Annotated in this window: 15 protein-coding genes; 6 read left to right on the top strand and 9 right to left on the bottom strand. The window is 50.5% G+C overall.

What is annotated here, in order from left to right:
• Positions 1-111 precede the first annotated feature (111 nt).
• Entirely contained in the window at positions 112-402 is a 291-nt protein-coding gene (locus ACG0Z5_RS15025; protein WP_394448609.1) for a YicS family protein, read from the bottom strand.
• Between the two features lie 77 nt (positions 403-479).
• Positions 480-1,382 carry an EamA family transporter gene (locus ACG0Z5_RS15020; protein WP_394448607.1) on the bottom strand — a complete coding sequence of 301 codons (903 nt, stop codon included), beginning with the start codon at positions 1,380-1,382 and terminating at the stop codon, positions 480-482.
• A gap of 112 nt (positions 1,383-1,494) precedes the next feature.
• Here ACG0Z5_RS15020 and ACG0Z5_RS15015 point away from each other — a divergent pair, with 112 nt between their 5' ends.
• Positions 1,495-1,911, top strand: a complete 417-nt coding sequence (locus tag ACG0Z5_RS15015) for a GNAT family N-acetyltransferase (RefSeq protein WP_394448604.1) — start codon at positions 1,495-1,497, stop codon at positions 1,909-1,911.
• On the opposite strand, the gene ACG0Z5_RS15010 is transcribed toward ACG0Z5_RS15015, so the two are convergent.
• Positions 1,908-2,564, bottom strand: coding sequence for a TetR/AcrR family transcriptional regulator (locus ACG0Z5_RS15010; RefSeq protein WP_394448601.1), 657 nt, complete (start codon positions 2,562-2,564; stop codon positions 1,908-1,910). The genes ACG0Z5_RS15015 and ACG0Z5_RS15010 overlap by 4 nt on opposite strands.
• 79 nt (positions 2,565-2,643) lie before the next feature.
• Between ACG0Z5_RS15010 and ACG0Z5_RS15005 the strand changes: the two genes are divergently transcribed.
• The 4 genes from ACG0Z5_RS15005 (at position 2,644) to nlpA (ending at position 7,123) form a co-directional block, all read left to right on the top strand.
• Positions 2,644-4,158 (top strand): MDR family MFS transporter, encoded by a 1,515-nt coding sequence (locus ACG0Z5_RS15005; RefSeq protein ID WP_394448599.1) that lies wholly within the window; start codon positions 2,644-2,646, stop codon positions 4,156-4,158.
• A 47-nt stretch (positions 4,159-4,205) separates the two neighbouring features.
• Complete coding sequence (locus ACG0Z5_RS15000) at positions 4,206-4,676, top strand: DUF1348 family protein (RefSeq protein ID WP_394448596.1); 471 nt, start codon at positions 4,206-4,208, stop codon at positions 4,674-4,676.
• Positions 4,677-4,792: 116 nt separating this feature from the next.
• Positions 4,793-6,103: a serine hydrolase domain-containing protein gene (locus ACG0Z5_RS14995; protein WP_394448594.1), complete on the top strand. Its 1,311-nt coding sequence runs from the start codon at positions 4,793-4,795 to the stop codon at positions 6,101-6,103.
• 207 nt (positions 6,104-6,310) lie between these two features.
• A complete protein-coding gene (gene nlpA / locus ACG0Z5_RS14990; RefSeq protein WP_319627263.1) occupies positions 6,311-7,123 on the top strand; it encodes a lipoprotein NlpA in 813 nt (270 codons plus the stop codon).
• A gap of 91 nt (positions 7,124-7,214) precedes the next feature.
• Here the strand turns inward: nlpA and ACG0Z5_RS14985 are convergent, their stop codons facing one another.
• Together ACG0Z5_RS14985 and ACG0Z5_RS14980 are read right to left on the bottom strand one after the other, a co-directional pair.
• Positions 7,215-7,439: a hypothetical protein gene (locus ACG0Z5_RS14985; RefSeq protein ID WP_394448591.1), complete on the bottom strand. Its 225-nt coding sequence runs from the start codon at positions 7,437-7,439 to the stop codon at positions 7,215-7,217.
• A gap of 266 nt (positions 7,440-7,705) precedes the next feature.
• Positions 7,706-8,002 (bottom strand): SymE family type I addiction module toxin, encoded by a 297-nt coding sequence (locus ACG0Z5_RS14980; RefSeq protein ID WP_394448588.1) that lies wholly within the window; start codon positions 8,000-8,002, stop codon positions 7,706-7,708.
• A 127-nt stretch (positions 8,003-8,129) separates the two neighbouring features.
• Between ACG0Z5_RS14980 and ACG0Z5_RS14975 the strand changes: the two genes are divergently transcribed.
• Positions 8,130-8,300: a YlcI/YnfO family protein gene (locus ACG0Z5_RS14975; protein ID WP_394448585.1), complete on the top strand. Its 171-nt coding sequence runs from the start codon at positions 8,130-8,132 to the stop codon at positions 8,298-8,300.
• Between the two features lies 1 nt (position 8,301).
• Here the strand turns inward: ACG0Z5_RS14975 and ACG0Z5_RS14970 are convergent, their stop codons facing one another.
• The 4 genes from ACG0Z5_RS14970 to ACG0Z5_RS14955 all read right to left on the bottom strand — a co-directional run bounded on the left by ACG0Z5_RS14970 (position 8,302) and on the right by ACG0Z5_RS14955 (position 13,534).
• Positions 8,302-8,706 (bottom strand): hypothetical protein, encoded by a 405-nt coding sequence (locus tag ACG0Z5_RS14970; RefSeq protein WP_394448582.1) that lies wholly within the window; start codon positions 8,704-8,706, stop codon positions 8,302-8,304.
• A complete protein-coding gene (locus ACG0Z5_RS14965; protein WP_394448579.1) occupies positions 8,693-9,532 on the bottom strand; it encodes a hypothetical protein in 840 nt (279 codons plus the stop codon). Before ACG0Z5_RS14965 ends, ACG0Z5_RS14970 begins: the two co-directional genes overlap by 14 nt.
• Positions 9,533-9,947: 415 nt before the next feature.
• On the bottom strand, positions 9,948-11,096 hold the full coding sequence (locus ACG0Z5_RS14960) for a hypothetical protein (RefSeq protein ID WP_394448577.1): 1,149 nt from the start codon (positions 11,094-11,096) through the stop codon (positions 9,948-9,950).
• Positions 11,097-11,200: 104 nt separating this feature from the next.
• Positions 11,201-13,534 carry a primase-helicase zinc-binding domain-containing protein gene (locus ACG0Z5_RS14955; protein WP_394448574.1) on the bottom strand — a complete coding sequence of 778 codons (2,334 nt, stop codon included), beginning with the start codon at positions 13,532-13,534 and terminating at the stop codon, positions 11,201-11,203.
• Positions 13,535-13,536: the final 2 nt, after the last annotated feature.

The raw sequence follows: 13,536 nt of genomic DNA, 5'->3' as shown, positions 1-13,536 counted from the left end.
TGATAAAACGAATGGCATACGGATACCGGGATAACGACTACTTTTTTATGAAGATAAAAGCAGCGTTCCCCGGTAAGGCGCGATGAACCTTAAATAAGCCTTCCGCCCGGATCACATATCCGGGCACTGGATTTGCCCGATGGCGTCCCAGTAGTTCTTCTGGTTATTACGTTCCATTGCCAGCGTCGCGTCACGCACGTGGCGCTTGTTGTCTTCGTTCGCGAGAATTTTGTTAGCGAAGTCGGTTTCGCTCAGGTTTTTGCTCGGGGTACAGGTTTTTTTGACGTCCTTCATCACCTGCATTTTTTGCTGTTCAAACTGCAAGCCTTGCAGTGGAGAGCTGGCATACGTGGCCGGGACGACCAGACAGGCCAGCAGACAAAGTAATGGCGTGGTTTTCATAATGGATCCCTTATTTTGCAAGGTGCAATACCTCTACTATATGTTCAGGCCGTTGAATGCGCAAAAGCATGATCAACTTATCCGAGCCGGGCGTGACGGCGTGAATCGAGCGAAATCAGCACCACCGACGAGAGGATCAGCAGCGTACCAATCCAATCCGGCAACGCAAAGCTGACGCCCAACAGCAACACCGACAGCAGCGCGCTACTCAGCGGTTCGGCGCAGCTCAGCACGCTGGCCTTCGGGCCGCCAATCATCTGCGCGCCCTTCAGGTACAGGCTGAACGTCAGCGAAGTGCCAATCACCACCAGATAGAAAAACGCCAGCAGCAGATTACCGCCGATAGCGAAATGTAACCCCTCCCCGGCGTAGAACGGCAGCAGACACGCCCCACCCAGCAGCATACTCCAGCCGACAATCGGCAGCGTACCGTAGCGCGCAATCAGCGTAGACGGATAGGTGGTATAGAACGCGGCGGCAAAGGCCGAGGCAATTCCCCAGAACAGCGCCGCAGGGGAAATGGACAGCGACGTCGGGTTGCCGTGGGTGACCAGCAAAAATGTGCCGATAAGCGAGGTCAAAATGGCGGCAAACACCAAAATGCCGGGCCGCGATTTCCGGGCAAGGGCAAACCACGCCACGATAATCGTCGGCGACAGGAACTGCAGCACCGTCGCCGTGGCAGCATTCGATTTTTCGATGGTCATCAGGAAGGTGAGCTGCACCGTTAGCGCACCGACAATCGAGAACAGCAGCAGGCTCAACGCATCTTTGCGGCTCTTGAGAATGCTGAAAATATTATCGCCATGCACGAAGGCCAGCATCAGCAGGATGAACCCGGCGAACAGCAGGCGCACCATGGTCAAAAACGGCGACGACATCTGACTCTGTTCCATGATGTATTGCGCACAGACGCCGGAACTGCCCCACAGCACGGCGGCTATCAGTACGTTCAGCATCCCTTTCCTGGTCGAGCCCATCTTTCCCTCAACAACCTGATTTCTTTGCCTGGAATCATATCACTGATTGAGATGTTGGTGTCCGCACTCAATAATGGGGGGCGTTTTAGGCACATCAACGCGGAGACAGGCTATGCAGATTGAGATTACCGAGAAAGTGACTCAGCAAGACCAGGAAGCATTACTCAGCGGATTACGCGCTTTTAACAGCCAGTTTATTGATACCAAAGACTGGCACGATCTGGGGGTTTACTCCCGGGATGAGAGTGGAGACATGCTCGGCGGCCTGATTGGCAAACGCAAAGGTGACTGGCTGTGTATCGACTTTTTATGGGTCAGCGAAGCCGCGCGGGGTCAGGGGCTGGGCGGAGAGCTGATTCGTGAAGCGGAAAAGCGCATCCGCGAGTGGGGCTGTCGTCATATGCTGGTCGACACCGCCAGTTTCCAGGCGCTGCCGTTTTATCAGAAATGCGGCTTTACCCTGCATAACACCATCAATGATTTCCCGCATCAGGGAATGCAGCGTCACTACCTGACCAAAGCCCTTTAACCGCCGATCCCCTGGCCCATCATCGCCAGCGCGTGGCGCACAATAGTGTCAGGGGAAACGGATTTCAGGCGTTCGTCGGTACGCAGACGGGAAAACGGCACCAGCACCAGGCTAATCAGCGTCGTCACCAGCAGCTCCGGGGACAGGTCGCGGTTCAGTTTCCCGCTTTCCTGCCAGTGCGCGACGGTGGTGAGCAGTTTCTGGTGCTTGTCTTCACCGAAACGCGCCTGCATGTGCTGGCGCAGGATCGGCATTTCGCCAATCATCTCCTGCATCCACAGCGGGGCGAACCAGGCGTTCTGCTCCGCCAGTTCCGCCAGCACCCGCACCATTTGGGTGAAGGCGCTTACCGGGTCGTCCTGATGCTCGACAAACGCGGTGCTGATGCGATTGCGCAGCGGCATGAAGCGCTCTTCGAGTAGCTGTTCGATCAGCGCTTCGCGGCTGTTGAAATAGTAATGCAGCATCGCGGGCGTTACCCCCGCCTCTTTGGCGATAGCGTTCAGCGACACGCGGGCGATCCCTTCGCGGGAAAACAACGTCAACGCGATATCCATCAGCTGTTCGCGGTTGTCGGCTCCGGCCTTCTTTCCGCGCGGACGCCCTGGGCGACGCGGCTTCTCGGAATTATCCTTGCCATTCTGTGCTTTCATTTGCGGGGTGTCCCTTGACCTGAACCATAACTTACATAAATATTAATTAGGTATTTAATTAATTTCAAGCGAGCCTGTTATGGAGTCTCAAGAGACGACTCAACCGCAGCACGTTCCGGCAACCGGTGTGAAGTCCATCCGCCTGTTGTTCAGCGCTTTGCTGTTAGTCATGCTGCTGTCGGCGCTGGATCAGACCATTGTCTCGACCGCATTGCCGACGATTGTCGGTGAACTCGGCGGCCTCGATAAGCTGTCATGGGTGGTAACCGCCTATATTCTGACGTCGACCATCGTGGTGCCGCTGTACGGTAAATTCGGCGATCTGTTTGGCCGCAAGCGGGTGCTGCAGATCGCCATCGTGCTGTTCCTTGTCGGTTCCGCCCTGTGCGGACTGGCGCAGAACATGACCCAACTGGTGCTGATGCGCGGCCTGCAAGGTCTGGGCGGCGGCGGTCTGATGGTGATCAGCATGGCGGCGGTCGCCGACGTGATTCCCCCCGCCGATCGCGGGCGCTATCAGGGCCTGTTTGGCGGCGTGTTTGGTCTCGCCACGGTGATTGGTCCGCTGATTGGCGGCTTTATCGTGCAGCACACCTCCTGGCGCTGGATTTTCTACATCAACCTGCCGCTGGGCCTGTTTGCGCTGTTGGTGATCGGGGCGGTATTCCGCAGCACTAACAAACGCACCACCCATCAGATTGACTGGCTCGGTGCGCTGTATCTCAGCATGGCGCTGCTGTGCATCACCCTGTTTACCACCGAAGGCGGCACGGTACGCGAATGGAGCGACCCGCAGCTGTGGTGCATTCTGGCGTTCGGTCTGGTCGGTATTGCCGGGTTTATTTATGAAGAACGGCTGGCGTTTGAGCCGATTATTCCGCTGTCGCTGTTCCGCGACCGCAGCTTCCTGCTGTGCAGCCTGATTGGCTTTATTATCGGGATGTCGCTGTTTGGCTCGGTCACCTTCCTGCCGCTCTATTTGCAGGTGGTGAAAAACGCCACCCCGACCGAAGCCGGGCTGCAGCTGATCCCGCTGATGGGCGGCCTGCTGCTGACCTCGATTATCAGCGGACGACTGATCAGCCGCACCGGGAAATATCGCCTGTATCCGATCGTCGGGACGCTGTTGGGCTTTATCGGCATGCTGTTGCTGACCCGCATCACCATTAACTCCCCAACGTGGCATTTGTACCTGTTCACCGGCGTGCTGGGAATGGGCCTCGGCCTGGTGATGCAGGTGCTGGTACTGGCGGTACAGAACTCGGTGGCGCCGAACCTGTACGGCGTGGCGACCTCTGGCGTGACGCTGTTCCGCTCGATTGGCGGGTCCATCGGCGTGGCGCTGTTTGGCGCGGTGTTTACCCATGTGCTGCAATCCAACCTGACCCGTCTGCTGCCGGAAGGCGCTGAAATGCCGCACGCCTTGAACCCGGTGGCGGTGCATCATCTGCCGGAAGCCCTGCGGGCCGATTACCTCGATGCCTTCGGGGCCGCTATCCATGCGGCATTCCTGATGGCGGCGTGTATCATGGTGCTGGCGTTTGCGCTGTCGTGGTGGCTGAAAGAAGCGCCGTTGAAGAAGTCACATCATTAAACAAAGTTGTGCCAGGCTGAGTTAACCTGAACCTGTCGGAGTGAGTTATGAGTGAACAACGTCCGCCTTTGCCCCCGTTTACCCTGGAAAGCGCGATTCAAAAAGTGCGCGCCGCCGAAGATGGCTGGAACAGTCGCAACCCGGAGAAAGTCTCGCTGGCCTACACGCCTGACAGCAGCTGGCGCAATCGCAGCGAGTTCGTTGAAGGCCGCGACGCCATCGTGGCGTTTCTCGACCGCAAATGGCGCACAGAGCTGGAGTATCGGCTGATCAAAGAACTGTGGGCCTATACCGACAACCGCATCGCGGTGCGTTTTGCCTATGAATGGCATGATGAAAGCGGCAACTGGTTCCGTTCTTACGGTAATGAAAACTGGGAATTTGATGATAACGGCCTGATGAGCAAGCGCTATGCCTGCATCAACGATCTGCCGATCGCCGAATACGAACGCCAGTTTCGTTGGCCGCAGGGCCGACGCCCGGACGATCATCCCGGCCTGAGCGCGCTGGGGCTGTGATCGGCTGTTGCCTCACGAGCGGGGGATTTTCCCCCACTCACTGACTGTGTGGCCTGAAAAATCTCCCCTAAAGTGGGGCCCAACATCTGAAAACAACCACGATGAAGGGCTCCTTTATGCGCACATTTTCTGCTCCACTTTGTTTACTCGCACTCTGCCTCACCGCCTCTTTACAGGCCAACGCGGCGCAGGCCGCCAATGACTGCGGCGTGCCGCAGCTGACCACCTGCCCGGCTCCGGTTGATACCCAACTGCCTGACGTAAAAGACATGCTGACCTGGAACCAACAGCAGCGCGTGGTTGGCTTTCGCAACGACTATCGCTCCTACGCGGGCGACGTGTTTAAAGCGGACCACGCCCGGCCCATTCCGCTCATGGAACGCTCCCTGAGCGCCGCGACCTATCACTATCAGGGCCACGATTATAATTTGCAGGATTACCTCAAACGTAACGACGTGACCGGGATGATGGTCATCAAAGACGGCAAAATCGCGTACCAGTATTACAGCCACGGCAACACCCCGACCACGCTGTGGACCTCGCGCTCGGTAGGGAAATCAGTGGTCTCGACGCTGGTCGGTGTGGCGGTAAAAGAGGGCAAGATCGCCTCGCTGGACGATGAAATCGTCAAATATAACCCTGACGTTAAAGGCACTGCCTGGGAGCACGTTACGGTGCGCCAGCTGATGCAGCACACCTCCGGCGTGACCTGGAATGAGGATTACACGAATCCGCAGTCTGACTTCGCAAAACTGACCCAGTGTGAGGCCAATAAAGATACCTACGCCTGCGTGAACGCGCTGGTGAAAGACCCGAAACGCAGCGCCTACGCCAAGCCGGGCGCGGCCTGGTCTTACTCTTCCGGCGGGGCATGGCTGCTGGGCGATACCCTGGAGAAAGCCACCGGCAAATCGCTGGCGCAGAACCTGCAGGAGAAAATCTGGCAGCCGTACGGCATGGTGCATGACGGCGTGTGGCATAGCTATCAGCCTGGCAAACACGACGTTGGCGCGCATGGCTTTAACGCCACCCTGCAAGACTGGGGCAAATTCGGGCTGTTTATCATGAACAACGGCGTATTGCCGGATGGCACTCAAACGCTGCCGGATAACTGGGTGAAAGACGCCAGAACCTGGAACACCGCCGATAAATCGGTTTCTGCTGGGCATCCTGATGGGATGTATGGCTATCAGTGGTGGAACAACAGCGTGCCGGTGAACGCCAAAGACGTTGGCCCAAAACAAGGGTTATCGAGCCAGGACACGATGTGGGCGCTGGGTATTTTTGGCCAGGTAATTGTGGTCAATCCGCAGCAAAAACTGGTGATCGTGCAGTGGTCCGCATGGCCGAAAGCCGAGCCGTCCTTCAGCGCTCAGCCGCTGGAAGCGTCGCTGATGTTTAATGCGATTGCTAATACCCTGAAGTAACCCGTAGCCCGGTCAGCGCAGCGCCACCGGGCGCCCGGCGGCGCGTTGCTTGCCGGGCCTACGCGTTCAGGCGCTATAGACCGGCTTTATCACCTTTTCGTCTCTCTCATTCCTTTTCGTTTTTATCCTCGCCTCAACAAAGTCGCTATAGTCATTTTTCATCAGGCACACCTTGTTTTAACGGACTGTTTAAAAAGGAACTCTGGCGTGAAATTACCTCTTCATCATCTCGGCGCCCTGCTGCTGACCGGCCTCCTTCTGGCAGGCTGTGATCAAAAAACGGACACCACCAAACACATTAAAGTTGGCGTGATTAACGGCGCGGAACAAGACGTGGCCGAAGTGGCGAAGAAAGTCGCCAAAGACAAATACGGCCTCGACGTCGAGTTGGTCGGGTTCAGCGGTTCGCTGCTGCCCAACGACGCCACCAACGCCGGAGAACTGGACGCCAACGTGTTCCAGCATCGTCCGTTCCTGGAACAGGACAACAAAGCGCATAACTTCCATTTAGTGGCAGTGGGAAACACTTTCGTGTTCCCGATGGCGGGATATTCTCGCAAGATTAAATCGGTTTCCGAGTTAAAAGACGGGGCTACGGTCGCCATTCCTAACGATCCGACCAACCTGGGACGCGCGCTGTTACTGCTGCAAAATGAGAAGTTGATCACTCTCAAACCGGGCAAAGGCCTGCTGCCGACAGCGCTGGATATCAGCGACAACCCGCATAAACTCAATATTATGGAGATGGAAGGGGCGCAGCTCCCGCGCGTGCTCGACGACCCGAAAGTCGACGTGGCGATCATCAGCACCACCTACATCCAGCAGACCGGCCTGTCACCGGTGCATGACAGCGTGTTTATCGAAGACAAAAACTCGCCATACGTGAACATCATCGTCACCCGCGAAGACAACAAGGACGCGGAGAACGTGAAAGAGTTTATGCAGTCGTATCAGTCGCCAGAGGTGGCGAAAGCGGCAGAAAAAATCTTTAACGGCGGGGCCGTGCCCGGCTGGGAATGAGTGAGTCACCTGTAGCGACATGGGCCAGCGGGATGCTGGCCCGATTTATTTGTGGGGCGCCAAGAACATCCGTTAAGAAAAGAAAATCAAATTATTCTATATGTGAGAAGTTTTTACGGACGATACGATTAATATAACTATTAAGGCCGCTACCTTCAGTAGCCAGTTTTTTCATCTCATTGACTATTTGTTGCCCCGGGCGAGACGCGTTATAAACATACACTTTACGGTCTTGAAATTGAACCTTAATAGAATCCGGGGCTATTTCGTAGGCTATAACTCCTGAATCACCATTTCGATTAGCATACCTTTCCATATAAACACTCCTTATGAGAAACAACTAAATACTAGAGTCTGTCAAATCAAATAATTGTGATAGAGGTTCTGTTTTTAGTTGTTCACATATTTTTATTTATAATGTTTTATGTTGTTTAATTTTATTGGTGAATATATTCACATGCTAAACATATTCATTTCGAATTATTTTAAAAGAGTAACAATGAGGTAGGACGGAGGTTTTCTAAGCCCGCTTATGACAGGCAAAACTATGTTCAAGTGTTGCCTGTCATGCATTTCTGCTCTCTACACTATCCTCACAGACCCAAGTGCATCCTGAATTTCTGCTAACGCCCGTTTCGTTTCGCGCAGTTCTTCAATCAGCGCCTGTTCTTTTGGGCTATCGGCGACCAGCACGATACAGCCATCCATCACCTTCACCGCAATATGATGACCGATATTAAAGCCCGCCGCGCGCATCCACTTCCCGCAAATCGTTATGCTGGGGGTATTTCTGTCACGACTTCGTGGACGATATCCCACAATTAACTTGCGCTCGGTTTCAGTGAACGGACGCTCTGTTGTAGAATGCGAATCAGCCATAATCAACTCCTTGATAGTTGGTGCGGTTAGACGCCTGATAGTGTTCCAGCACGACCAGGCGTTGCTTAAAATTCATTTCCATGTGGTAGGTACCACATGAACACAAACTAGCCTATTGGTACTTACCATGCAAGAGAAAAAGAAAGCCGAATTCGACCGAAAAAAAAGTACCATGAAGAACATCCGCTTCGAAGATGAGCTTTTAGAACAGATTGAGAAAGCAGCTGGAAAGGGGAACTTCAGTAAGTGGGTGAAAGAGGCTTGTCTGTCAAAACTACAACGTCAAGACAAGAAGTAACTTACTCGTGGTCATTTTCTAATTTTCTTGCAGTCAAACCATCAACAAAAAATCTGTAGGATGCATAAATAAATAGTAATATTTGCCCTATACCAATAATCATAGATGGTTTCACAAGAAGCAATGTATAAAATACTAAACTAGGACCAATTCCCGTTAAGAACACTTTGGCTATATACCACTCCCAGCCTTCTCTTTTTTTATTTCTCGAAGTCTTAATTAACGCAGAAGATAAAAAGGTCAATGACTGTCCAAATATAATAAAGCTAGCTATCGACCAATCACTAGTAATGATTATCTCTTGCCATTTTTTTTCTGAAGCTTTAATAATAATCATCAAAGTAAATGGTACAATTATAAATGCATATGATGCGAGTAAACTTTTAAGATGCTTAGAATAATTCATCTTGCACCTCATCACTCGACACAATTTTTATCACTTCAAGAATTTCTGCTCTTTTTATATCACTTTTTTTTCTTGCTTTATAAACATTGAGTTTGACCAATGCTATCATGCAGTATTTAGCAGTAATTGCCGGAATCAACCCGTCTTGATATTTTCTTAACCATCTTTTATCCCCCATGAATGCAAGGTATTGCTTTCCTGTTGTGCGACTTCGCACAAGCCATTGTAAATCCCCAAAATTTACTGGCTTTATTACATCCAAATAGTCTTTATTTGTACTTATTATATTTTCTCCACTAGATATCATTTGTTCTGGAGAAACATGAACCCTCATCCTTGTATTTAAATATTGTGATTCATACTGATTATTGCTTGCGTGGCCTATCTCAACGGTTTCATCATTCTCCAGCAAATCATTAGCTGCAGATATCTCTGAAATTATCTCAGTGAATATAACACGATCCAGATGGGGTGATATTACATGCGTATCCTCTTTTATTTTATTCTCTTGGGATACTATTAAAGATTCTATTTTATCTGGTGAGTCGAGACTTTCAATATCTATCAAATCAGCTACTAAGTTGATTGATTGCTTATTAATAAAACTCCCTACCCCTCCAGCAATAGAACCTAAAACAGATTTAATTGAGCCTCTTTCAACATCAGAGAGAGTCAATTCATAATTAACATTCAACTCAAGAGACTTAGCAAGTAGATTACCATATCTTTTTTGCGCCGATATATAAAGAGACATTGCTTTAAATATATCTTCTGGGTTTTTTCTGTTGTGCTTATAATCTATTTTGATACTTATAAAACTGTCCATAGCAGTAACCTGAAAGAAAATTCGATAGCTGTATAGTAAGAAGAATAATAAGTTTGTCTACAAGATAGTATCGGAGCTATTAGAAATTGGCGGAAGATCACAGGAGTCTTTTTCGCTATGCAATCCATTGAATTATATGGCTTTATTTGCCATTGGTATCATTTGCTATACACATTGCTATACATGTTTGAGTGGCGGTATGAGATTAATACAAGATAGATTATGAATAATTTATAACCAAAACTATCCATATCGACAAGAACAAATCTTTTCCCTTTCAAGTGTTCACTCTATTCACAATGATTGTTTTTTATTAAAAATCAATAGTTTATTCGGTTAATGGATAGTGACAGATGAACAGTCCTTTGTTCACCATCCTAGTCATTTAGATTATGTAGACATTTGCTGTCATTTCTTAATTATATACCTTATTTGTATTTGAGCTGTCTAGTGATTCGTCGGTCAACTTATTCATATAGGTCTCAATGTAATTTTTTGCACCGCAAAGATATACGGATATGTCTCTCATTCCAAAAAAATCGGCCCATTTTTGTTTCATTATATTTCTATTTTCCTGTGTGTCGCTAGAGTTAAAACCAACGACCTCTATTTTTGCTTCTTTTCTTACCATTCTGGATAATAATTGCCTCATCTCAAAATCTGCACTTGGTAATGAATAGCCTATAAAGACTATCTTTTCAGCTTCTGATAATTCGATGCCTGCATTTTGCCATATTATTTTATACTGAGGATTTGAAAGATCTTTAATAAATGTTGGCATAATCAAATTAGAGGTTAGCAAGTTAACTGAATTATTATTGTGAAAATTTTTGTTACAGTGCCTACAGGTTTCATAATTTCTTAATGCTATCTTCTGATCAAACCCTGCGTAAAGTCGCATGCAACGTGAGCATTGTAACCAGTTTAATGAACCATGTATTTTAAGAAGCTTTACATTAAATCCTCCAGCACCAAGCTTTTCAAGGCCTGGCTTTACGGATTCATCATGTTCATCCAATGAGCTGATGTAGCAGCAGTAATCAACCACTGCATTTCCAGAGTGTTTATGTCGAATTACATTGTGGATCGAAGTATCCAAAAGAATATCCCAATTAGTACTAATAACACTAACAGGATCAAACGTACGATATTTTTTGTTTATCCTTTTACTTGATTCATTTACTAAAAAATCAGCAAATTGATCTATGTAATTTTTCTTATTAGGATTTTCTTCTAATAGAATTCTCATCGTGGTTCCGATGATATTAAAAATCGCTTGTCTCGTTTTCAATATTTCATGAAGCGACAGCCCCCTGAAGTTGATATTATCAGCAAGACATCTATCTAATGGTGTGAATAAATCCTCAAGTTGTATTTTTTTGAATTGAGATTCTTTATAACACAGTTGTTCGGTTAAAAGATTTTTGAAAAGAATAAAATCATCTTCGCTATATTTTTCAGAGTTATTGGAATAAATTCTAAATATTTCTTCCATAATGCTTTCTTGCATGGGAGCCCCCGCTTCTACAGAAAATCCAGCACCCAAAATGAAAACTGTCTTCATAACTCATCCTTCTGAATTGTATTGTTAATTAGAAATAATGTTTTCAAAATCTAATTATGCTTAGCTAATGTCAAGAAAAAACCGGCTTGCGCCGGTTCAATTATTTAAATTGCTTGTATCTCGTCACACTTGGGTAGCCAGTCGGAGTAACTTTCATCATTCAACGCTATGTTGGTCTGTGTACCCTGTCGGGTATGTCGCTTTTCATAGCTAAGCCCATATTCTTTAAGCATTATCGGCAATCCTAGGCCGAACATTTTTAGGCTCAGGACATTCTTGTAACCATTGGCCTCCATATAAGTCAGATAGGCGTGATAAAGGTAGTTACGAGGTTGTCTAGGGACGATATTGGCGTTGCCCATATACATTCCATTCGGTTGTTCCATTGCTTCGAGATAGCCGCAAAAGTCAAATGCCGGATCAGCGTCGCGCTTGATACGGATTGCCTCGTCAGAGTTCTGCTGTGACTGGAGCAGCGTGCGTGCTGTCATCGGATCGCTGAACTGCTGCATAAGCTGGCGCACGATGACGGCCAGCTCGCGTCCGATTTTGTCCTTGAGCTGCGGGTCGCGCTCATCCGGTGCAATTTGTTCAGGGAAATGCATAATCACACGGCGACGGGACACGCCACCGCTACGGTCGGTGAAGCGCATTGGGTTGTTATTCACGGCCAAAATGACCGCCGGAATATGAGTAGAGTAAGCATCGCGGTATTTCGGATCGACTGATACGGCATCACCACCGGTAATGGCTTTGATTCCAGCCCCGTCACCGCTCCACTTTTCTTGGTCAGGAAGAATTATTAGTGAATAACCAATCACTGCTGCACGCTCGCGTGATGATTCCAGCGTTTCGATGGTGGCTGAGGTGGTGTTGTCCTTCCCGGCGAGGAGGGTCGCAATTTCGGCCAGAATACTTTTCCCGCTGCCACCGGGACCAGTCACTTCAAGAAATAGCTGCCAGTCGTAGCGGTTCGCCAGCACCATAAAAAGCGCAGCAAGAATAATATCGCGCTTCTGTGCACTTTTTCCGGCTGCACGATCAAGCCAGCGCCAGAAATTAGGCGCATGGGTTTCCAGCGTTTCGCCCTCCACCGGCGGGGTAAACTCCACGTCGCACAGGGTGCGCAGCCAGTGCGATTTGCTGTGCGGACTGAATACGCCGGTGAGGGTATCGAGCACGCCGTTGCGAAAACCAATCAGGCGGCGCGCCGGTGCATCTTGCTGTGGAATAATCAATTTCAGGGTGTCGACCACCGAGGCAATTCTCCCCGACGAGAACGGCGCACGCAGGCGCTGGAACAGCCCGGCCACGTCGCGTGCAAAAGCTGACGTCGGGATAATTTTCCACGTCCCAGCTTCATACCGGGAGAGGAGCTGGCCGTTGGCACCCACTGCCAGCGCTTCGCCGTAATGCTCATGCACCCGCATCGCCTTTTCGCTGGTGCTCATAGCGGTAAATTCCGGCTCGCTCATGGTGTCGAACGGACTTTGCGCCGCTGGCCGGATGGCACCGTAAATCGCTTTGCGCGTGGTATCCTCGCCCTGCTGCATAAACGCATCATTCCAGTCACCGAACACCGGCGGGAGGGCAACCGTGCCCTCACAGGCCTGTGCGGCCGCTGCGGCTTTAGTCTGGCCGTTCCCGCTGAGGTCGCGGTCGGCGGCGAGGACAATCTGACAGGCCGGGTGCTGACTCCGGGCAAGGCTCGCCAGAGAAAGGAGGTTCACGGAGGACAGCGCCACCATGACGGTTTCGCCGGTCAGGTGATGCACGGTGAGCGCGGTCGCGTAGCCCTCCGCTATCCACAGGCGTTTTCCCGCCTCTTTTTTCCCCTTGATAAGGTGATACGCTCCTTTTACCGCTCCGCCTTTCAGGGTGCGTTTCAGGCCGTCAGAATTAATAAGCTGAACGTTAACCACCGAGCCGGTATCGTCCTGCAGCGGCACGATTAAATCACCGGCGCGGTAGGTCACGCCGCCGGTCTTGTGTGTGGTGGTCAGCGTCAGGCATTCGAGCGCAGAAAAGCCCTTGCGGGTCAGGTAGGCGTTGCCGGTTGCCGTGCGTGCTTTGTCCATCAGCGAGGCGGCAAGCGTGGCAGCGGCTTTCCTGCTGGCATCGGTTTCAGCCTCAGCGGCGGCGATAATGTTCTCCGTAACCGGCGGCAGAGTGCCGGTCAGGGCGCTAACTTTCCCGGCGGCCTCGGAGGCCGACACGCCGAATACCTTTTCGACCAGTTTCAGCCCATCACCCGCGCCGCACTGGTTGCAGAACCATGTCCCGCGCCCCTCTTTATCATCAAAGCGGAAGCGGTCAGAGCCGCCGCACACCGGGCAGGCCTGATGGAGGTTTTTGATAACCGGTACGCCCAGCGCCGGGAGAATGCGCGGCCAGTGGCCGCACGCCAGTTTTACGGTTTCCGTTACGTTCATTTTCATCT

The organism is Scandinavium sp. M-37, assembly GCF_043558715.1.
Taxonomy (GTDB): Bacteria; Pseudomonadota; Gammaproteobacteria; order Enterobacterales; family Enterobacteriaceae; genus Scandinavium; species Scandinavium vulneris_A.
The sequence above is the reverse complement of the archived record's forward strand: the minus strand, read 5'-3'. Positions and strand labels throughout refer to the sequence as shown.

Coding starts and splice junctions, on each gene's coding strand:
- ACG0Z5_RS14975 (WP_394448585.1), top strand. CDS start 8,130: ATGCAAGAGAAAAAGAAAGCCGAATTCGACCGAAAAAAAAGTACCATG.
- ACG0Z5_RS14970 (WP_394448582.1), bottom strand. CDS start 8,706: ATGAATTATTCTAAGCATCTTAAAAGTTTACTCGCATCATATGCATTT.
- ACG0Z5_RS15010 (WP_394448601.1), bottom strand. CDS start 2,564: ATGAAAGCACAGAATGGCAAGGATAATTCCGAGAAGCCGCGTCGCCCA.
- ACG0Z5_RS14955 (WP_394448574.1), bottom strand. CDS start 13,534: ATGAAAATGAACGTAACGGAAACCGTAAAACTGGCGTGCGGCCACTGG.
- ACG0Z5_RS15000 (WP_394448596.1), top strand. CDS start 4,206: ATGAGTGAACAACGTCCGCCTTTGCCCCCGTTTACCCTGGAAAGCGCG.
- ACG0Z5_RS14985 (WP_394448591.1), bottom strand. CDS start 7,439: ATGGAAAGGTATGCTAATCGAAATGGTGATTCAGGAGTTATAGCCTAC.
- ACG0Z5_RS14980 (WP_394448588.1), bottom strand. CDS start 8,002: ATGGCTGATTCGCATTCTACAACAGAGCGTCCGTTCACTGAAACCGAG.
- ACG0Z5_RS15025 (WP_394448609.1), bottom strand. CDS start 402: ATGAAAACCACGCCATTACTTTGTCTGCTGGCCTGTCTGGTCGTCCCG.
- ACG0Z5_RS15015 (WP_394448604.1), top strand. CDS start 1,495: ATGCAGATTGAGATTACCGAGAAAGTGACTCAGCAAGACCAGGAAGCA.
- ACG0Z5_RS15020 (WP_394448607.1), bottom strand. CDS start 1,382: ATGGGCTCGACCAGGAAAGGGATGCTGAACGTACTGATAGCCGCCGTG.
- ACG0Z5_RS14960 (WP_394448577.1), bottom strand. CDS start 11,096: ATGAAGACAGTTTTCATTTTGGGTGCTGGATTTTCTGTAGAAGCGGGG.
- ACG0Z5_RS14965 (WP_394448579.1), bottom strand. CDS start 9,532: ATGGACAGTTTTATAAGTATCAAAATAGATTATAAGCACAACAGAAAA.
- ACG0Z5_RS14995 (WP_394448594.1), top strand. CDS start 4,793: ATGCGCACATTTTCTGCTCCACTTTGTTTACTCGCACTCTGCCTCACC.
- ACG0Z5_RS15005 (WP_394448599.1), top strand. CDS start 2,644: ATGGAGTCTCAAGAGACGACTCAACCGCAGCACGTTCCGGCAACCGGT.